This is a genomic window from Shewanella sp. SM20, assembly GCF_025654545.1.
In the GTDB taxonomy this organism is placed as follows: domain Bacteria; phylum Pseudomonadota; class Gammaproteobacteria; order Enterobacterales; family Shewanellaceae; genus Shewanella; species Shewanella oncorhynchi.
Map to the genome: position 1 here is coordinate 1 of NZ_JAKKRK010000082.1, position 19,670 is coordinate 19,670.

A 19,670-nucleotide genomic window follows, 5' to 3' on the forward strand; every position below is an offset into this window, starting at 1 on the left:
TTGATGGTTCAATGCCTGTTGTGTTGATGGTTCAATGCCTGTTGTGGCTAGTTGGTTTACACGCACAGCAACAGGGCTGGGATAAGCATTTTCAGGCCAATACCATTGGGCATCGAACGGTACTCTCAACGATTCGCTTGGGATTGGAGGTACTCAGGCGGCCTGATTATCAAATCACGGAGAAAGAATTGCTGGCGGCCTGGGTATTATTCGCCAATCAGTTGCTCAAATATGGCTATGCTATGGCTGATTTATGAGGGGATCCTTCAGAGTGCGGCGTTAATGTGCCATCACAGTGAGTTGCTTTTTACCTGCTCGCGCCGCTGGGCATCCATCGCTAGCCAAGCCAAAGGCTTAACGATTAAATCTTTACCCATAGAATATGGCAAAGTGGCTTACAGCCTAGTTTGGCATAGTCAAAGCATGAAAGATCCCGCACTGCGCTGGCTTTATGAGCAAATTTTGCTTTGCAGTCGTTAAAGGTATATGGAAGGTAACACGAGATTGGTTACGCCTCGCTTTGCAAGCGTTGCGGCTAAGCGTTCAATATCGGCTTGTTTACAGCTTGGCCAATTTAGTGCTTCATCGACAACACCATGATGGTGAAAGGCATTTAACTTAACTCGCGTATCTGGGCCTAGCAGAAGTAAATAGGTCGCTAGCGCTTCTATTTCGTCCTCGTAATCCGTGATGCTCGGAATGTGCAGCAATCTCACCTCATACAGTTTTTGCTGTTTAGCCAATAACTGGATTGATTTAAACACGGCATGGTTATCACGACCAGTAATGTATCTATGGGTATCTTGCTGCCACGCTTTGAGATCCACCATAGCGCCATCTAAAAACGGCAGCAGTTTATGCCATCCCGTTAGACTTAAACTGCCATTGGTGTCGAGCATGCAAGTTAAGTGTGATAACGACTCTGTCGCTTTAATTCCTTTAAACAACGCAAGAATAAATGGCAGTTGCAGACTCGCTTCGCCGCCGCTCACGGTAATACCATTAATAAAGTGACGCTGACTATGGAGAATCGTCAGTATCTCCTCGACTGTGTAACGACTGACCTTAGGGCTCGCTTGTTTCGGGCATACGGCAATACAAGTATCGCATTGGCTACAACGCTCACTATCCCAGTGAATGCGAGGCTTATCATTGAGGTTTATTAATGTCAGCGCATTGTCAGGGCAGGTGGCGACACAATCGCCACAGGCATCGCATAAACCTATGGTATGTGGGTTATGGCAGTTTTTGCATTGATAGTTGCAGCCCTGTAAGAATAACACGAGCCTGCTGCCAGGCCCGTCGACACAGGAAAAGGGCAATAGCTGACTGACTATTGCCTGTTTATTTATGGCCTGTTCATTTAACAACACAGGGGGGAGTGCTCATGGGCGATAACGCGTGCTTGTCGTTGCAATATTCCCGTATTAACCGCAGCTTCTGCGGCTAAGCCTGTGGTATTGAGACGCGAGCCGCACTGTTTAAACGCTTCAATATCTGAGCGTTTTACCATATAGCCAGTCACGCGCATTAAATCGTTAGAGGCGACATTGGCGGTAAACTCCCTAAAACCTAACTCAAGCGCGGCTTTACACAATTGGAACATAGCTTGAGGATTGGATTTCACGGTTTCATCTATGGTCAAAATATCGCTAATCCCCGCCGTATAATACTGATGATGTTGCGCTAGGGCTTGAATATGGGCGATGGGATTCGGTTCAGTGCCATAGGGGATGCGAACGCCAGGAGTCACATCATTGTCGATACTAATACCGCCCTGTGAATGCAGTAGTGCCCGCCCATGGTAACCATGTGTGACGGGTGTGGATTTCACTATGGCATCGAGCGCAGCAGAAATACGATAGCCCAGCTGATTTGCATCTGTCTGATGACCATAGCCAGTGTGTTGATCTCGTTGAGATAACTTCGTTGCATCAGTAGCCGTGAATGTCCGCAGAATATTCACGGCTTCTGCCATGCCGTAAATACCAAACATGGGTGCAAAGCGCGATTCATCAATCAATTGCTCTTTAACTAAAAAACTGTCAAAGAAGTGTGATTCTTGATGCAAAAATGCCGAGCGCGCGTCAATGAGCTCGAAGGTGAGTGAGCAGTAATTTGGCAATACAGTATCAAAAAAATCGTTTATAGAATTGGCCTTTAACGCAACTTCTTTAAGATTAAGTCGAACTAAGGTATTGGCGCCGCCCGCTAACGGCAACGCGTTGTAGCAACTGACAATACCAAAACCGCGCTCATCAAACGCACTGGCATGCAGTGGGTAATTCGCGATATGCGGCTTACTGCACTGAGAAATATTGGTGGTCGCAAGCAACAACAATTCATCTGGCGTGACGGCGGGGTCGTACATAAAAGTCAAATTGGGGGCAACTTGTTTTAACTCGGCATCAATGCGCAGTAGGGTGCGGCAAACGATGTTATCTGTAGGGCCAATATTCACATGCATAAAGGCATCGGGCAGGGTTCTGTCGAGCATGATCCAAAATAGTTTTAATTTACGATAAAGAACTTCTGAATCCATTCCTTCAACGAAAGGCATCAAAATGTCATCCAGCTGACCTAAATACACGGGGATATTGGTCACCGATGGCACGTGATGATACAGAATCGTTAAGGCATTGATGGCTTCATCCAAGTTTTTTGCCGCTGATAACTCTAAGTATTCAGAGCCTTGTTGAAGGTAGCGGGCATAATCTGGCAACACATAGCGTGGTTTAAACGGCGCATGGCCTTCAAACATGTCGCAAATAATACCGTCATTCATCGCGGCTTTTACCTCGGGCGATATCGACATATAGGGCAAACTGGCTTCCGCTTCTAATGCTAAATAGTTGGATTTTTGCTTGGGTGAAAGCTGCGGGTTGGTGACGATTTGCACTAATTTATCTTGTAATAACATGGCTGAACATCCACAAGTTCTATGATGACCACTAATCTACTCAGTGGCGTTGGCTTTAAAAAGTGAAAATAGCCGCAGTCCTGATTAATGAAATGGAAATCCGCCGACCTAGGTCACAATTTGTGGCTTATTGCGATAACGTCGCGATGTCAAAATCGCTAGAATGTGGTTTTACGATTAAAAATAAATGCTTGAACAGTGAGACGTGGCCTTGCTTGTCATATTGGGGATATGAAACAGAGGATAATGAACTGCCAAAACTTATCGGGTGGGATGATTAAAAAATTTAACACTTGAGGCGGTAAATGAACTCTGCTGTATCCCTTTATTGCGGGAATACAGCAGAGTGAGCGGTGCAGATAAACTCAGCGGCTTAAAGCACTTTAGCAATCGATTGAGCTAAGTAATCAACGTTATCTTCACTGATCCCAGCAATACTGATGCGGCTTGAACCTACCATATAGATGCTGAATTCTTTTTGTAGGCGCGCCACTTGCTCTGGAGCCACCCCAAGGAAAGAGAACATACCTTTTTGGCGGGCGATAAAGCTAAAGTCACGGTTTACGCCGTTGGCTTTAAGTTTATTCACTAAAATGGCGCGGTTGCCGTTGATGCGATCGCGCATCACTTTCAGCTCATCAAGCCATTCTTGGGTTAATTCTGCCGATCCTAAAATCGTCTCAACAATCGCGGCACCGTGGGCAGGTGGCATAGAGTAGAGGCAGCGAACCACATAAAGCAGCACAGATTGCGCGATATTGGCGGTATTGGCATCTTTGGCAATCACAGAGCAGGAACCAATACGCTCACGGTACAAACCGAAGTTTTTCGAGCATGAGCTGCACAGGATCATATTATCGACCGCTGCCGCCATATGACGCACGCCGTAGGCATCAATATCCACGCCATCACCAAAGCCTTGGTAGGCCATGTCAATCAGTGGTGTAAAGCCTTGCTCTTTTGTCAGGGCAACCACTTTATCCCATTGCTCTGTGGTTAAATCCATTCCGCTTGGGTTATGGCAACAGGCGTGGAATAACACCACATCATCAGGACTTACTTGCGATAATGCGGCAAGCATCTCATCAAATTTCAATGATTTGCTATCGTAGTCATAGTAAGGATAGGTTTTAACAGTAATGCCAGCCGCTTCGAATAAACCGATATGGTTTGCCCAAGTTGGATCGCTTACCCATAACACAGCATTCGGGTTGCAGCGTTTGATAAAGTCACCCGCCACGCGCAGCGCGCCTGTACCACCGGGTGTCGATACAGTACGGATACGGTTAGCGATAATGGCACAGTGGCCAGTACCAAAGGCTAATTCCGTCATCAAGGTGTTGAATTGTGGTGAGCCTGTTGGGCCAATATACACTTTAGTGGTTTCGGTATCGAGACGGAATTTCTCGGCTTTTTTCACGCAGCTCAGGATCGGGGTCACGCCTGTAGGGTCTTTATAAACGCCCACACCTAAATCAACTTTTTGCGGGTGGGTGTCTTCGCGGTACTGAGTCAACAAGCCAAGGATGGGATCTGCTGGCATTGCGATGAGTGAGTTAAACATAGCTCCATCTACCTTTCTGGTTATAGTGCAAACGTGATTGTTCGTATCAGATATGCGTTATTTATCGTTTGGAGGCTAGAATAGCGCGGAAAGGTAAAGTAATTAAAGTGAAAACTGTGATTACACGCTAGTTATCTTGGCAAAAAAGCCTGCCAAAAATACGGTTAAATCATAAATTAACCGCTTAAATTTTGCGTTTTTGTTATTTTTACACTGTTCTCAGCAAATAATCTGACCAAAATGTCATTTTTCTCGAAAAAACGGTTGAATCCTTAGCGACAATCGGTAATTTTATAACGACGAAGCACCAACAAGGCCCCAATCTCCTTTTATTTGTAATCTTAACTTGACGCGCTGTAGCGTGAAGTTGCCATTTTGCGTATTCAGTCCGCGTGATCGTGATGATGACGCCCTATAGAGAAAGAAGATTTATTCATGAAGCAATTACGTCTTGAACCTGTTGTGCAAGTCCGCGGTGAAATCAATATTCCGGGCTCAAAAAGTATTTCAAATCGAGCCTTATTATTGGCCACCTTAGCCCAAGGTACGACCACGCTCACCAATCTGCTCGACTCAGATGATATCCGCCACATGTTGGCCTCCCTCAAGCAGTTAGGGATGAACTACCGTTTATCGCAAAACAATACTGTGTGTGAACTCGATGGTTTAGGTGGTGTGATTTCCTCAGCATCCGCGCAGGAATTGTTTTTAGGCAATGCGGGTACCGCAATGCGCCCCTTATGCGCCGCCTTAACCTTAGGCCAAGGTGAATTTACTCTCACGGGCGAACCACGTATGGAAGAGCGTCCGATTGGCGATTTAGTCGATGCCTTAAGGCAACTCGGTGCCAATATTGTTTATCTTAAAAATGACGGTTTCCCGCCACTGACGATTAATGCCACTGGCCTTAATGGCGGTGATGTTGAAATTGCAGGCGATTTATCGAGCCAGTTTTTAACGGCGTTGTTGATGGTTGCGCCGCTTGCTAAGGGCAGCGTCAATATCCATGTCAAAGGCGAGTTAGTCTCTAAGCCTTATATCGATATTACTATCGCCTTGATGGCGCAGTTCGGCGTTAACGTCATTAACCATGACTACGCGCGTTTTGAGATTGTTGCAGGCCAGCGTTATATATCACCGGGTAAAGTACTGGTAGAAGGCGATGCGTCATCGGCATCGTATTTCCTCGCGGCAGGGGCGATTAAGGGCGGCGAAGTCAAAGTCACGGGTGTGGGTCGTTTGAGTATTCAAGGCGATGTAAAATTTGCCGATGTGCTCGAAAAAATGGGCGCAGATATCGAGTGGGGCGATGACTATATTATTGCACGCGGCTCCCAATTAACGGCCGTCGACTTAGACATGAACCACATTCCCGATGCGGCCATGACCATTGCAACCGCAGCCTTATTTGCTAAAGGCACGACGGTTATTCGCAATATCTATAACTGGCGTATTAAAGAAACCGACCGGTTAGCGGCTATGGCAACTGAACTGCGAAAAGTGGGCGCCGAGGTTGAAGAGGGGAATGACTACATTAAAATCACCCCGCCTGCCGTGATTAACACCGCTGAAATTGATACCTACAATGATCACCGCATGGCCATGTGCTTTTCTATGCTGGCATTTGCCGATTGCGGTATCACCATCAATGATCCAGATTGTACTTCTAAAACATTCCCTGACTACTTTAAGCAGTTTGCGAGCCTGCAAGGCTAAGTCTGTTTGTTTCGTTATTGTTACAACCATCAATGTCAAGAATAGCAAGCCGTATTTGTGCGGCTTCTAATCTTCATAAAAAATCCACGGATTTTGTTTGTCTTTTATTGTACAATGCGGCGCGCTCATTTTCGGGGGCTCACTTGATGAACTCACGGATGATGGTTATTTTTTGCGGAGGAATGTATGTCTGAACGGGCTCCTGTAGTCACAATCGACGGCCCAAGTGGTGCTGGCAAAGGTACAATTAGTCAATTATTGGCTCAGCATCTAGGTTGGCAACTACTTGATAGTGGTGCCATTTACCGAGTTCTTGCGCTTGCAGCAATTCATCATAACGTTGAACTGGAAAATGAAGAGTCTATCACGTTGTTAGCGGCACATCTGGATGTGAAGTTTTTAACAGGCAATGATACCGATCCGGTTCAAGTGATATTGGAAGGTGAAGACGTCACCACCGACATTCGCACTCAAGAGTGCTCGAATGCCGCTTCAAAAGTCGCTGCCTTTCCACGGGTGAGAGAAGCCTTATTACGTCGCCAACGGGCCTTTAAAACGGCGCCAGGATTAATTGCCGATGGTCGTGACATGGGAACAGTCGTTTTCCCAAGTGCGCCGGCAAAATTATATTTAACCGCCTCAGCTGAAGAGCGTGCCCAAAGACGCTATAATCAGTTGCAGGACAAGGGCTTCGATGTTAATATCGAGCGCCTTTTAAGTGAAATTATCGAACGTGATGACCGCGATATGAATCGTCCGGTGGCTCCTTTAGTCCCCGCCGAGGACGCGCTCATTATCGATACTAGCGGTAAGGGTATTGATGAAGTGCTAGCGCTTGCGCTTAACTTTATCAACCAAAAATTATCCGGCACTAACTAAGTTAGCCCACCGGATAGGTATTCGTATTAAGGATGATACGGATAATTTGACTGACTCCACGTCTAGGACGGACAGTGGTTTAATAAAGAAAGTAACCTAAACATGACTGAATCTTTTGCTGATCTATTTGAACAATCCCTTCAAACTCTGGAATTCCGTCCAGGCTCTATCGTTCGTGGTACTGTTGTATCAATCAAAAACGGTATGGTACTGGTTGACGCGGGTCTGAAGTCTGAAAGCCCAATCCCAGCTGAACAATTCAAAAACGCTCAAGGCGTTTTAGAAATTCAAGTTGGCGATGAAGTTGACGTAGCTCTTGACTCTGTTGAAGACGGCTTCGGTGAGACTCAACTGTCTCGCGAAAAAGCGAAACGTCATGAAGCTTGGATCGTTCTGGAAAAAGCTTATGAAGATGCTGAAACTGTAATCGGTATCATCAATGGTAAAGTTAAAGGCGGTTTCACTGTTGAATTAAACGGTATCCGTGCCTTCTTACCAGGTTCTCTAGTTGACGTGCGCCCAGTTCGCGACACCGCTCACTTAGAGTACAAAGAATTAGAATTCAAAGTTATCAAGCTAGACCAGAAGCGTAACAACGTTGTTGTTTCTCGTCGTGCAGTTATCGAATCAGAAAGCAGCGCTGAGCGTGATGCACTGTTAGAAAACCTGCAAGAAGGTCAAGCAGTTAAGGGTATCGTTAAGAACCTGACTGACTACGGTGCATTCGTAGATTTAGGTGGTGTTGACGGTCTGCTACATATCACAGATATGGCGTGGAAACGTGTTAAACATCCATCAGAAATCGTCAATGTTGGCGATGAAATCAACGTTAAAGTACTGAAGTACGATCGTGAGCGCACTCGTGTGTCTCTAGGTCTGAAACAACTTGGCGAAGATCCATGGTTAGAAATCAGCAAACGCTACCCAGAAAACACACGTTTAACTGGTCGCGTTACTAACCTAACTGACTACGGTTGCTTCGTAGAAATCGAAGAAGGCGTTGAAGGTCTGGTTCACGTTTCTGAAATGGATTGGACTAACAAGAACATTCACCCATCTAAAGTGGTTAACTTAGGTGATGAAGTTGAAGTTCTGGTTCTGGACATCGATGAAGAGCGTCGTCGTATTTCTCTAGGTCTGAAACAATGTAAGACTAATCCATGGGATGACTTCGCAACTCGTTACAACAAAGGCGACAAGGTTTCTGGTAAGATCAAGTCAATCACTGACTTCGGTATCTTTATCGGTCTTGACGGTGGTATCGATGGTCTAGTTCACCTGTCTGACATTTCTTGGAACGGTACTGGCGAAGACGCAGTTTCTGAATACAAGAAAGGCGATGAAATCCATGCAGTGGTTCTGTCTGTAGATCCAGAGCGTGAGCGCATCAGCTTAGGTGTTAAGCAAACTGAAGATGATCCATTCAACGCATACTTGGCTGACAAGAAGAAAGGTACTATCGTAAACGGTACTGTTTCTGCTGTTGATGCTAAAGGTGTGACTGTTGAACTGGCTGACACTGTTGAAGGTTACATCCGTGTAGCTGACATTTCACGTGAGCGTATCGAAGATGCATCTACTGTCTATAATGTAGGTGATGCAATCGAAGCTAAGTTCATGGGTGTTGACCGTAAGAACCGCTCTATCAGCCTGTCAATCAAAGCGAAAGACGAAGCTGAAGAGAAAGAAGTAATGGCGACTCTGAACAAACAAGATGACGCTGTTATTAGTAATGCAATGGCTGAAGCGTTTAAAGCAGCTCGTAAATAATCGCCTGTTGTTTGGGGAGACATCTCTCCCCATTAGGCGACTGTGTTTGGCTTGATAATAGGGGATAGCTAGGATGACGAAATCTGAACTTATCGAAAAACTCGCCACCAGGCAGTCGCAGCTGTCGGCGAAAGAGGTTGAAGGCGCAATCAAAGAAATGTTGGAGCAAATGGCAACAACATTAGAAAGCGGTGATCGTATTGAGATCCGTGGCTTTGGTAGTTTCTCGCTTCACTATCGTGCACCGCGGACTGGCCGTAATCCAAAGACTGGTTCATCAGTCGATTTGGAAGGTAAATACGTCCCGCACTTTAAGCCAGGCAAAGAACTGCGCGAGCGTGTTGACGCCGTTAATGTGTGATTGACCGCATAGTAAAAAGCCTCCGTTAGGAGGCTTTTTTGTATCTATTGCAAGGCAATGCTGGTCAGCTTAGTAAATTTCTTGGATAATCATTAAATTGAAACGCGTTTAGGGAGTGCAGCGTGAAATCATTTGTAGCAACTGTGCTTGTGGCACTGTTATTTATTCTGGCGTTGATTTTTGGCGCGCGCAACGAACAAGTGGTGACCATCAGCTATTTTGTCGCACAGGGTGAATATCGTTTACCTGTTGTCTTAGCGATTGTCTTTTTTGCTGGTTTTATTTTGAGTTGGTTATTTGCTAGCTACTATATTGTTCGCTTGAAATTAAGTTTAGCGGCAACTAAAAAGAAACTAAATCAAGTGATCGCTAAAATCCCTCAGGATGTAGACGCCTAATATGCTTGAGATCCTCTTTCTGTTGCTTCCCATTGCTGCCGCCTATGGTTGGTATATGGGGCGACGGAGCATAAGGCAGAATCAAAGTAATCAACGTAAACAATTGAGCCGGGATTATTTTACTGGCCTCAATTTCTTACTGTCGAACGAATCGGATAAAGCCGTCGATTTGTTTATCAGTATGCTAGATGTTGACGATGAAACCATCGATACCCATCTGTCACTCGGTTCGCTGTTCCGTAAGCGAGGCGAGGTCGACCGCTCTATTCGTATCCATCAAAATTTAATCGCGCGGCCTACATTAACCAATGAGCAGCGTGACATCGCTATGATGGAGCTGGGTAAAGATTATCTAGCAGCAGGTTTTTACGACAGAGCTGAAGAAATCTTTATTAACTTGGTCAGCCAAGACGATCACAGTGAAGAATCTGAAACACAGCTTATTGCTATTTATCAGGTGATTAAAGAGTGGCAGAAAGCCATTGATATCACTAAGCGTTTGAGTCGTAAGCGTCAGCAAGTTTTAAAGCCGTTAACGGCACATTTCTATTGCCAATTAGCCGATGAAGCCAGTGATGATGCGCAGAAAATTAAACTGCTACAGCAAGCGCTGAAGCAAGATCCTCAATGCGGTCGTGCATTATTGACCCTAGCGAAAAAATTCCTCGATATTCAAGATTATGCCCAGTGTAAGCAAATGCTGCTGCAACTAAAAAAAGCCGATATCGAGCTTTTTGCCGATGCAATCCCCACAGCTAAACAAGTTTATCGCGACACGCAAGATAAAGAAGGCTTCCAAGAGTTACTCGCAGGGGCCATGGCCGATGGTGCGGGTGCATCAGTGGTTGTCGCCTTAGCGCAGCACATGATAAGTCTTGATGAGATTAAAGCGGCAGAGACCATTGTGCTCGATGCGTTATATCGCCATCCGACCATGAAAGGTTTTCAGCACTTGATGCAGATGCATTTGCGCCAAGCCGAAGAAGGGCAAGCTAAGCAAAGTTTAACTATGCTGGAGCAGCTCGTTGAACAACAAATTAAATTCCGTCCGAGTTACCGTTGTAAGGAGTGTGGTTTTCCTTCCCATGCGCTTTACTGGCATTGTCCTTCCTGTAAAAACTGGGGCAGCATTAAACGGATCCGAGGCCTAGACGGCGAATAATCTATTAGAAGAATACACAGTTTGTGTAACCCAGTTGGAGAGATGATGACGATTAAACCTATCCTCGTAGCGCTTGATTTCGATAATAAAAACCATGCTTTACAACTGATAGAAAAACTCGATCCCAACATGTGCCGCCTTAAAGTCGGCAAAGAAATGTTTACCTTGTTTGGCCCGCAACTGGTGAAAGATATCCATGATCGTGGTTTTGATTTATTCCTTGATTTGAAATTTCACGATATTCCCAATACTGTCGCCAAAGCCGTGGCCGCAGCCGCAGAGCTGGGCGTATGGATGACGAACGTACATGCCAGTGGTGGCTTAGCCATGATGGAAGCGGCTAAAAAAGCATTACTGCCATACGGCGATAAAGCGCCTATGCTGATCGCGGTCACGGTATTAACCTCGATGAGTGATGACGATCTTAAATTACTCGGCATCAATGTTCCTGCGTTTGAGCATGTGCAACGTTTGGCGAAGCTCACGCAGCAAGCGGGACTCGATGGCGTGGTGTGTTCCGCCCAAGAAGCGACAGCCTTGAAATCACTGTTAGGTCATGATTTCAAGCTCGTGACGCCGGGGATCCGCCCAGTTGGCAGTGATGCTGGCGATCAACACCGCGTGATGACTCCACCTCAAGCGATAGCAGCGGGTTCTGATTACTTAGTGATTGGCCGCCCAATCACCAAAGCTGCCGATCCGTTAGCGGCATTGCAAGCGATTCACCAATCATTGGCATAGACGCCACACTAGCCGTCTAAAGCGCGGTTTGAAAGTCGTTTGACCGTCGTTTAAATAAAAAAGGCTTGGAATCGCTTGTTGGTATCCTTGATATGATTGATAAAAATTGAAATAGTATGTTGAATTACAAAGTAAAATACTTAATCACACCCTGAGTGCATATCTCACTGTTCACGGAGAACGCCCATGTTTAATGCTACGATGTTTAACTATCAAGGTAAAAATGTTGTCGTTGTCGGAGGAACCAGTGGGATAAATCTCGCGATTGCCATTGCGTTCGCACAGGCTGGCGCAAATGTGGCCGTTGCGAGCCGCAGTCAAGATAAAATTGATGCCGCGGTATTGCAGTTGCAACAGGCCAATCCTGACGGTATTCATTTGGGTGTGAGTTTTGATGTGCGCGATCTTAGCGCCCTTGAAGTCGGTTTTGATAAAATCGCTTCTGAGTTTGGTTTTATCGATGTGTTGGTCAGCGGCGCGGCGGGGATCCTTTGCTGCGTCGCCCCAATGGCAATATTATCCAGATTTCGGCGCCGCAGGCTTCGATCGCTATGCCAATGCAAGTGCATGTTTGTGCGGCTAAAGCGGGTGTGGATATGCTGACGCGAACTTTAGCGTTAGAGTGGGGCTGTGAGGGGCTGAGAATTAATTCGATTATGCCTGGCCCCATCGCCAATACTGAAGGTTTTAATCGCCTTGCACCCAGCGCCGCATTACAGCAAAAGGTTGCCCAATCCGTTCCGCTAAAACGTAACGGCGCAGGTCAGGATATCGCCAATGCCGCGCTATTCTTAGGCTCTGAATTAGCTTCCTATATTACGGGAGTTGTGTTGCCGGTTGATGGCGGTTGGTCACTTGGCGGCGCCAGTATAGCGATGACAGAGCTTGGCGAACTGGCCGCAAAAATGTAGTTTGGTTTTAGATTATTGATATTCAAAATCGAGAACTTTGATTTTATAGAAATTAAGTAGGTAATGATCCATGGCTAATGCATTACAAGAGCAGCTACTCAAAGCAGGGCTTGCCAGTAAACAAAAGGTTCGCGACGTTAAGACTCAAAAACGCCGTGACAAAAAATCACGAGTTGATGATGGCTCAAGTGCTTTTAAGCAAGAAGTGGCCGAGCAAAAACGGTTGCAGGCGCAAAAAGATAAAGTGCTAAATGAGCAACGTTTTGCAGAGGCATCTGAGCGTGGACAGGTGCGCGGTTTAATCACAGAGTTCACTAAGTCTGCGATTAAGATCCCAGCTTATGCTGAAGTGAAATTTAACTATACTCTTGATAATAAAATTTATTCTTTATACATAGATGAAAAACTGCAGGCAGAATTGCTTAAAGGGCAGTTAGGCATAGTGCGTTACGAAGATAAGAGTTACTTAGTACCACATAAGTTAGCCGAGCGAGTTAAACTGCTGGTGCCGCAGTGGTGTGGTTATCTGTGGCAACAGGATGAATCTAAAGCTGTGGTCGTTGAAGATGATCCCTATGCAGATTACGCAATTCCTGATGATTTAATGTGGTAATTGTCACAAGCCTGTGAGCTAACGCTGCGACAACCCTGTGTTAAAGCTTATAAAATAGAGACCCTTAAGTTCAAGCTTAAGGGTTTTTTTATGGGTTAAATTTATACTTAGCTCGCACACTCGCATACTTTTATATTATTCACAGCTGTATTTGTAATGAGATTGTTTTCTACAGTGAACTGGTATAAATTAAAACAACTGTTTTAATCCTACGTTTAAGAGTCTACCAATGAATCCTTACCAAGCCCCGTTGACGGATATGCGTTTCCTACTGGAACAGGTATTTGATGCCCCAAACACTTGGGCACAATTGCCTGAGATTGCTGAAATGGTCGATATCGACACGGCCAATGCTATTTTGGAAGAAGCAGCCAAGATCAGCTGTGAGTTGATCCATCCGCTGAACCGGACGGGCGATGAGCAGGGCGTGTTGCATCAAGACAATCAAGTGATTACCCCTGATGGCTATAAAGCCGTTTATGAGCAGTATTCCCAGGGCGGTTGGATTGGTTTGTGTGGCGATCCTGAATTTGGTGGCATGGGGATGCCGAAGATGCTGGGGATCTTAGTCGACGAAATGGCTTACAGTGCTTGTAATGCGTTTACACTTTATGGCTCGTTAACCGCGGGGGCGGCTTTATGTATCAATGCCCACGGCAGCGAAGAATTGAAACAAGCTTATTTGCCTAAGTTATATTCCGGCGAATGGGCGGGTGCTATGGATATGACGGAGCCGCAAGCGGGTTCTGATCTGCGTAATATTCGCACTCGAGCTTTACCGCAGGATGATGGTAGTTATGCCATCACGGGCAGCAAGATTTTTATCACGGGTGGCGATCATGATTTAACTGAAAACGTCATCCACTTAGTGCTTGCTAAGCTACCGGATAGCAAAGGGATTTCACTCTTCCTTGTACCTAAAATATCGGTAAATACCGATGGCAGCTTAGCCAATGCCAATGGTGTATCAGTGGGGTCTATCGAGCATAAGATGGGCCTTAAAGGTTCTGCGACCTGTGTGATGAACTTTGAGAATGCCCAAGGCTTCTTGATTGGTGAGCCTAATCGTGGCCTCGTATGCATGTTCACTATGATGAACTATGAGCGTTTAGCGATAGGTATTCAAGGGCTTGGCAGTGCGCAGGCGGCGTACCAGATGGCGGCCGATTATGCTAAAGAGCGTAATCAAGGCATCGCCGCTGGCGGCTCTCCGACGGGCAGTGATTCTGATCCCATTATTGTCCATGGCGATGTGCGCCGTATGTTGTTGACCATTCGTGCGATGACAGAAGCGGGCCGTGCTTTGTCTGTGTTTACAGGACAACAGCTGGATTTAGCAAAATATGCCCAAGATGAGGTTAAGGCTAAAGCGGCGCGTTATGTGGGTTTGTTAACGCCAGTGGCGAAAGCATTTTTAACCGATCGGGGTCTAGATGCGACTATCATGGCGCAACAAGTCTTTGGTGGACATGGTTATATTCGTGAAACAGGTATTGAGCAATTAGTTCGTGATACCCGTATCGCTCAGATTTATGAAGGCACCAATGGCATTCAAGCCATCGATTTCCTCGGTCGTAAAGTCACTGGCGATAACTTAGCCGCATTAAATGAATTTGTGGCTGACTTGAAGGCACAAATGCGCGCATTTACTCACGTTGATGCGGTGAAAGTGGCGGCAGTATGCGCACGTTTAGATGCCTTGGTCATCGTTGCCGAGTCAGTTAATGATCGCAAAGTGGCTCAGCCTGCACTTATTAATGCGTGTGCGGTCGACTTTTTAGATGCCTTTGGTTACACCCTGTATGGTTTCTACTGGTTGGCTATGGTCGATAAGGTCGCGGATCATGAAGATAAAGCTTTCGCCGAGCAGAAAGTCTATTTGGCTAAGTTCTATTTTGATAAGTTATTGCCAAAAGCGGATTACCATATCGCTCAAGTCAGAGCTGGTGATGCGACGACTATGGCGATGCCTGCGGAGTTGTTTTAACAAGGCTTCGGTATATTCGTTTAGATAAAAACTGAAAAAGCACTGATGATTCAGTGCTTTTTTGTGCAAGTTTTTTACTCTGTAGCAGTTAATTAATGACTCTAGTGAGCCGCAGTATTCACAGTCGCAGTGGTTGATGACGGTTGCAGCACTGAAATCAATTGTTTAAGAAACTCGGCATTGAATGAGGGGTTATGCTGATTTTTCAATTCAGGACTCATGCCATTCTCAAGGATTACAAACAGGGTATCGTTATGCTGGGGCAAACGGATAAAGCCCGCTAAATTAGACACGCCTTGCATCGAGCCTGTTTTAGCAAAAATTTGCTGTTTAAGCGGCGGCTTGTTGTAGCCCATACGATATCTTAAGGTGCCGCTGATCCCCGCCTGTGGCAGACTCGTGATTAACGGACTAAAGCGGCTATCTTGGTGGATTAGCGCCAACACCGCGGCTAACTGCTTGGCGTTGAGTAAGTTATAGCGTGACAATCCTGAACCATCCACAATATTGGCGTTACTCAAATCTATGCCTAAATTCGTTAAAATTCGCTGCATAGCAGCGGCACCATTGGTAAAGCTGCCTTGGGTCTTAAAATAACTTTTACCAAGTTGCTTAAAAAGGCTATCGGCAATCAAATTATCTGACTTGAGCAGCATAGTTTCGAGCAGCTCAGGTAAGGGCGCAGAGCTATGGCTGGCAATTAGTTTTGCCTTTTGGGGTAAGCTAGTGCCGAGTTGTACTTTACCCGCAAGAGACATCTCGCCTTTAAGTAGGGAGGTGAGGTTATCTTGGGCAAATTTGAACGGATCGCTGACCGCAATCGCCAGTGGTATCGCCTCACCGCCAGGGTAACAGCCGCGTAAATGGTAGTTATTTTGACCTAATCTGACCATATCAAGTTGGCAAAATTCGCGGTTCGCCTTTTGATCAAACACCGCATCGCTGCTGATTTTGACTCCATAACTCCCCGCGCGCAGACTTACCTGTGAAGGTTTGCTGGTAGAGCTGGGGCTAAACTGACCATAGACGCAGTTCTGATTGATAATATAACTCGACACTGGCGCGGCAAAACAAATGCCCAAATCATCCCAAACCCAACCCGGAGCTTGCAATTGTTCCTGCTTATCGCCGAGCAAATACAGATGTCCATCAATGCGATTAATGCCTTGTTTTACGAGATTGGCAAAAATGGCCTTGAGATCGGCTTGAGTCAGCGTGGGATCGCCACTAAAACGCAGATAAGCACTGCCTGCGATATGGCCTTTGCGTATTGGTGCATCTGTCCATAATTGTGTGACATAACGAAAATCAGGTCCAAGCTGAGCCATAGCACTGACTGCCGTGAGCAGCTTTTGGGTACTGGCTGGAATAAACAAGGTCTCAGCTTGTTGGCTATAGATCACTTGATTGTTCGACATATTCATTGCCAGTAAGGCGATTTGTGAATGTCGAGGGCTGATCTTACTGATTGCTTGGCTAAGCGAAGTGGTTTGAGCACTTATCGGCCTAGAATCATGTTGCTCTGCATAGGCCATATTATGACTTGCGGCTAGGAGTAGGCCGGCATATAGAGTGGTTTTCAGTAACGTTTCCATGTTAGCTATTGGCCATTTTTATCAAAACATCATTAAGATTAGGTTGGTATTGTGTGCGGTTAATCCTCACTGCTGCCGTCATCCTTTTCCATCAAGCGATATAAACGTAGGGTAACAAACAATACTAGCCCAATAAACAACGGCAGGATGAGTAACCCTAACTGGGTTTTAAAATGGAAAATACCCCAAGCAAACAGCAATGTCAGTGCTAACGTCAGCAGAATTTTTTTGTTCATAGTTCTTAATCTTGTATCGTGTGGTCTAATCGCAAATAGGCGGTTTAGTTTACGCTAAATCACTGGATTCGGGGTGAATGAAATGGGTTTGAAGATTATTTTGTGATTTGGCAGACATTTTGGGTGCAGTTTAGTGAAATTTGGACTGATTTGTAGCGTTAAGAATCACCCTATTTAGGGGCGAAATATTGTGTGGACGGGCAAATAATGCCGAGAATACTCGCCGTAAAATGCGATTTCAAGCAAGGATAAATGAAGAAGATTTTTAGGTAAATCGGTGCACTGAAGTGGAATAAAATCGCGTGAGGTCAAATTACCAGCAAAACCGTTAGGTTTAACAAGACTTTTGGGAGAAAAGTCTTGCCGAGACGAGGTGAAGTCGGTAATTTCTACCCCTTACGATTTTAGGTTCTTAGGTAACAACTAAACCATGCCACATATTAGTATGCGCGGCTTACCACAAGCGGTCGTTGCAGCGTTCAGCCAAACATTACTGCAGTCATTGGCGGATATATGTAAAGGTAATGCAGAGAGTTTCACATTAGATTGGATCCCAAGCATCAGTTTTCGAAATGGAAAAATTGATCAACGCTTTGTCCAAGTTGAGTTACTCTGGTTCCCTAAGGACCCTGATATACATCTTAAAGTAGAACAAACGATCAGGTTGGCAGTGACAGAGGCCTATCCAGAGTTAACACATATTGCTGTGATGTTTTTATCACTGAACCCCAGCGCTTCCTATCGGGGTGGTCAGCATGTTTAAAGGAGGATGCCTTGCTAGATAAGCTTGGTGGAATAGCCGTTCAACCCGAGGCTTTAACGTGGTTGCTCACGCCATGCCGTTTCAAGGCAGAATTACTCGCTCGTATTGCGAGCGCCAAGCACAGTATTTATATTGCGGCGCTGTATTTAGAAGATGACGAAGCGGGTCGTGAGATATTACAAGCCCTCATGGATGCCAAAGCGGCAAATCCAACGCTTGATATCAAAGTGTTAGTCGATTTTCACCGTGCGAGACGTGGCTTGATTGGCCATAAAGGTGATAGCGGCAACTATTTGATGTACCGTAGAGTTATGGCTGAAGCCGAACATCCCATCGATATCTTAGGTGTACCCGTCAAATCCCGTGAATTTATGGGTGTGTTGCATCTTAAGGGATTTATTATCGATGATGCCGTGATTTATAGCGGTGCCAGTCTCAATAATATCTATTTGCAACAACACGATAAGTACCGTTTCGATCGTTATCACTTGATTGAGTCTGCCGAATTAGCGCGCAGTATGCGCGCGATGATCCAGAAAAATATCATTTCTGATCCAGCTGTGTGTTCATTAACGCAAGATGCCGAGCAAGAAGTGCTACCACCAAAGACGGATATGCGTAGCTTTAAGCTGAGACTGTCTGATGCTGAGTATCAGTTTAAGGAGACCCGTGATGGCAATCGCATCACGCCGTTACTTGGGCTAGGACGCAAGAAAAACTTGCTCAATAAAGTGGTTGTCGCCTTGGTGGAAGAGTCAAAAGACTCGCTGTTTATTTGCACGCCCTATTTCAATCCGCCGTACATTTTAGTGCGCGCTTTAGCTAAGCATTTACGCAATGGCAAACGTATCGATATCGTTGTGGGCGACAAGACGGCTAACGATTTTTATATTCCGCCTGAGCAGGATTTCTCGACCATAGGTGCCTTGCCCTATATGTATGAGCAATCATTGCGTAAGTTCGCTAAACGCCAACAGTGGGCGATTGATAATGGTCAGTTGAATATCCATCTGTGGAAACACGGCATCAACAGTTATCACCTCAAGGGCATCAGTGCTGACGGTAATAAGCATTTGATCACAGGCTCTAATCTGAATCCAAGAGCTTGGGCGCTGGATCTTGAGAATGGTTTGTTGATCCAAGATGAAATTGGCTGCTGGAAAGCCCAGTTTGAAGCCGAGCAGGCACATATTCTGGAACACACACAGCGGTTATATCACTACAGCCAAGTGGATACTTTACAGAGCTATCCTGCGCCAGTGAAGAAGATCATGACTAGAATTCGTCGCCTTAAAGCTGATTTTTTACTGCGTCGCATTCTGTAACGATTAAAGCTATCGAAGCTATAAATTAATCGGTATTTTTTATTTATTACAGTGTGTTATCGATTTAAAAAGCCCACAACAATGTGGGCTTTTTATTGACTGACGGTAATAGATTTAGCTTAAACCAAGAATTGTCGCTTCAAATCGTATGCATTAAATCTGTGGCATTAAATTCTGGTGAGTATCATTTTGATCTTTGGCGTAATACAGAGACAGAATCACTAAAACTACCATTACAGCACTCAATAAACCTATGCTTAACTGGCCGCCCATAGGCACTAAAGACATAGTTAATGCGGCAAGTCCGGCACCAAAATTTTGTAATCCCCCCAGTAATGCGCCCGCAATCCCCGCCTGACGTGGAAATGGTTCTAACGCAGCAGATGTTAGGGTAGGGAACAGCATGCCTGCGCCACTGAAGAATAAAATCGATCCAATAAGTAAACTCCAGCCAACCACTAAATTAAAAAGACCTGGGATCAACATAAATAATGCGCCAGCACCGTAAGCGTCCATTTTAGGACGTATTGACGCCTTATAGATTTCGGCCAAGCATCCTGGCTAGATGTCTTTCATGATCTGCACCAGTCCTGGTGGGATTTTCCACTGGCGGTTATCATCGCTGACCACCATCACTGATTTCTTGTTGATTTTGATAACCACCCCGAACACTTGGCCTTCTTTGGCCTTGAAGTGGACTTTTTGGCCTAAACGTAGCTGGCTTAGAAC

General features: G+C 45.5%; 15 protein-coding genes and 5 pseudogenes. 14 read left to right on the forward strand and 6 right to left on the reverse strand.

Translation table 11 applies throughout. The features are described from left to right. Both L5M18_RS21840 and L5M18_RS21845 read left to right on the forward strand, forming a co-directional pair. Positions 1-257 (forward strand): annotated as a pseudogene (locus L5M18_RS21840) (IS4 family transposase); the annotation flags it as partial. 13 nt (positions 258-270) lie between these two features. Next, positions 271-480: pseudogene (locus L5M18_RS21845) on the forward strand (LysR family transcriptional regulator); the annotation flags it as partial. Here the strand turns inward: L5M18_RS21845 and L5M18_RS21850 are convergent. From L5M18_RS21850 to L5M18_RS21860, 3 genes are all read right to left on the reverse strand, one after another. Continuing rightward, complete coding sequence (locus tag L5M18_RS21850; RefSeq protein WP_263198608.1) at positions 477-1,337, reverse strand: YjjW family glycine radical enzyme activase; 861 nt, start codon at positions 1,335-1,337, stop codon at positions 477-479. The pseudogene L5M18_RS21845 and the gene L5M18_RS21850 overlap by 4 nt on opposite strands. 26 nt (positions 1,338-1,363) lie before the next feature. Continuing rightward, a complete protein-coding gene (locus L5M18_RS21855; RefSeq protein WP_263198604.1) occupies positions 1,364-2,920 on the reverse strand; it encodes a YjjI family glycine radical enzyme in 1,557 nt (518 codons plus the stop codon). A gap of 373 nt (positions 2,921-3,293) precedes the next feature. Then, entirely contained in the window at positions 3,294-4,484 is a 1,191-nt protein-coding gene (locus tag L5M18_RS21860) for an amino acid aminotransferase (RefSeq protein ID WP_198573177.1), read from the reverse strand. 435 nt (positions 4,485-4,919) lie between these two features. Between L5M18_RS21860 and aroA the strand changes: the two genes are divergently transcribed. The 10 genes and pseudogenes from aroA to L5M18_RS21910 all read left to right on the forward strand — a co-directional run bounded on the left by aroA (position 4,920) and on the right by L5M18_RS21910 (position 15,022). Beyond that, positions 4,920-6,200 (forward strand): 3-phosphoshikimate 1-carboxyvinyltransferase, encoded by a 1,281-nt coding sequence (gene aroA / locus L5M18_RS21865; RefSeq protein WP_263198605.1) that lies wholly within the window; start codon positions 4,920-4,922, stop codon positions 6,198-6,200. A 186-nt stretch (positions 6,201-6,386) separates the two neighbouring features. Further along, positions 6,387-7,079: a (d)CMP kinase gene (gene cmk / locus L5M18_RS21870; RefSeq protein ID WP_263198606.1), complete on the forward strand. Its 693-nt coding sequence runs from the start codon at positions 6,387-6,389 to the stop codon at positions 7,077-7,079. A gap of 99 nt (positions 7,080-7,178) precedes the next feature. Next, a pseudogene (rpsA, locus tag L5M18_RS21875) lies at positions 7,179-8,849 on the forward strand (30S ribosomal protein S1); the annotation flags it as partial. 73 nt (positions 8,850-8,922) lie between these two features. Next, positions 8,923-9,210 carry an integration host factor subunit beta gene (ihfB, locus tag L5M18_RS21880; RefSeq protein ID WP_006081718.1) on the forward strand — a complete coding sequence of 96 codons (288 nt, stop codon included), beginning with the start codon at positions 8,923-8,925 and terminating at the stop codon, positions 9,208-9,210. Positions 9,211-9,332: 122 nt separating this feature from the next. After that, the gene (locus tag L5M18_RS21885) at positions 9,333-9,608 is read left to right on the forward strand and encodes a LapA family protein (protein ID WP_028759876.1); all 276 of its coding nucleotides are present in this window, start codon (positions 9,333-9,335) and stop codon (positions 9,606-9,608) included. Position 9,609: 1 nt separating this feature from the next. Then, positions 9,610-10,770, forward strand: a complete 1,161-nt coding sequence (lapB, locus tag L5M18_RS21890; RefSeq protein ID WP_105252550.1) for a lipopolysaccharide assembly protein LapB — start codon at positions 9,610-9,612, stop codon at positions 10,768-10,770. A gap of 45 nt (positions 10,771-10,815) precedes the next feature. Continuing rightward, positions 10,816-11,511, forward strand: a complete 696-nt coding sequence (gene pyrF / locus L5M18_RS21895; RefSeq protein WP_263198609.1) for an orotidine-5'-phosphate decarboxylase — start codon at positions 10,816-10,818, stop codon at positions 11,509-11,511. 186 nt (positions 11,512-11,697) lie between these two features. Further along, positions 11,698-12,422 (forward strand): annotated as a pseudogene (locus tag L5M18_RS21900) (SDR family oxidoreductase). Between the two features lie 70 nt (positions 12,423-12,492). Further along, complete coding sequence (locus L5M18_RS21905; RefSeq protein WP_006086757.1) at positions 12,493-13,035, forward strand: DUF2058 domain-containing protein; 543 nt, start codon at positions 12,493-12,495, stop codon at positions 13,033-13,035. Positions 13,036-13,264: 229 nt separating this feature from the next. Beyond that, positions 13,265-15,022, forward strand: a complete 1,758-nt coding sequence (locus L5M18_RS21910) for an acyl-CoA dehydrogenase family protein (RefSeq protein ID WP_263198607.1) — start codon at positions 13,265-13,267, stop codon at positions 15,020-15,022. A 101-nt stretch (positions 15,023-15,123) separates the two neighbouring features. Here the strand turns inward: L5M18_RS21910 and dacB are convergent, their stop codons facing one another. Together dacB and L5M18_RS21920 are read right to left on the reverse strand one after the other, a co-directional pair. Further along, positions 15,124-16,617 carry a D-alanyl-D-alanine carboxypeptidase/D-alanyl-D-alanine-endopeptidase gene (dacB, locus tag L5M18_RS21915; RefSeq protein ID WP_198573180.1) on the reverse strand — a complete coding sequence of 498 codons (1,494 nt, stop codon included), beginning with the start codon at positions 16,615-16,617 and terminating at the stop codon, positions 15,124-15,126. A gap of 59 nt (positions 16,618-16,676) precedes the next feature. Further along, positions 16,677-16,853, reverse strand: coding sequence for a hypothetical protein (locus L5M18_RS21920; protein ID WP_006081710.1), 177 nt, complete (start codon positions 16,851-16,853; stop codon positions 16,677-16,679). Positions 16,854-17,283: 430 nt separating this feature from the next. Here L5M18_RS21920 and L5M18_RS21925 point away from each other — a divergent pair, with 430 nt between their 5' ends. After that, a complete protein-coding gene (locus tag L5M18_RS21925; protein WP_028759882.1) occupies positions 17,284-17,616 on the forward strand; it encodes a DUF1904 domain-containing protein in 333 nt (110 codons plus the stop codon). Positions 17,617-17,627: 11 nt separating this feature from the next. After that, positions 17,628-18,941 (forward strand): CDP-diacylglycerol--serine O-phosphatidyltransferase, encoded by a 1,314-nt coding sequence (pssA, locus tag L5M18_RS21930; protein WP_028759883.1) that lies wholly within the window; start codon positions 17,628-17,630, stop codon positions 18,939-18,941. Positions 18,942-19,094: 153 nt separating this feature from the next. Here the strand turns inward: pssA and L5M18_RS21935 are convergent. Further along, positions 19,095-19,445: pseudogene (locus tag L5M18_RS21935) on the reverse strand (Bcr/CflA family drug resistance efflux transporter); the annotation flags it as partial. Positions 19,446-19,670: the final 225 nt, after the last annotated feature.

Coding starts and splice junctions, on each gene's coding strand:
- L5M18_RS21855 (WP_263198604.1), bottom strand. CDS start 2,920: ATGTTATTACAAGATAAATTAGTGCAAATCGTCACCAACCCGCAGCTT.
- L5M18_RS21860 (WP_198573177.1), bottom strand. CDS start 4,484: ATGTTTAACTCACTCATCGCAATGCCAGCAGATCCCATCCTTGGCTTG.
- aroA (WP_263198605.1), top strand. CDS start 4,920: ATGAAGCAATTACGTCTTGAACCTGTTGTGCAAGTCCGCGGTGAAATC.
- cmk (WP_263198606.1), top strand. CDS start 6,387: ATGTCTGAACGGGCTCCTGTAGTCACAATCGACGGCCCAAGTGGTGCT.
- ihfB (WP_006081718.1), top strand. CDS start 8,923: ATGACGAAATCTGAACTTATCGAAAAACTCGCCACCAGGCAGTCGCAG.
- lapB (WP_105252550.1), top strand. CDS start 9,610: ATGCTTGAGATCCTCTTTCTGTTGCTTCCCATTGCTGCCGCCTATGGT.
- pyrF (WP_263198609.1), top strand. CDS start 10,816: ATGACGATTAAACCTATCCTCGTAGCGCTTGATTTCGATAATAAAAAC.
- L5M18_RS21905 (WP_006086757.1), top strand. CDS start 12,493: ATGGCTAATGCATTACAAGAGCAGCTACTCAAAGCAGGGCTTGCCAGT.
- L5M18_RS21910 (WP_263198607.1), top strand. CDS start 13,265: ATGAATCCTTACCAAGCCCCGTTGACGGATATGCGTTTCCTACTGGAA.
- dacB (WP_198573180.1), bottom strand. CDS start 16,617: ATGGAAACGTTACTGAAAACCACTCTATATGCCGGCCTACTCCTAGCC.
- L5M18_RS21920 (WP_006081710.1), bottom strand. CDS start 16,853: ATGAACAAAAAAATTCTGCTGACGTTAGCACTGACATTGCTGTTTGCT.
- L5M18_RS21925 (WP_028759882.1), top strand. CDS start 17,284: ATGCCACATATTAGTATGCGCGGCTTACCACAAGCGGTCGTTGCAGCG.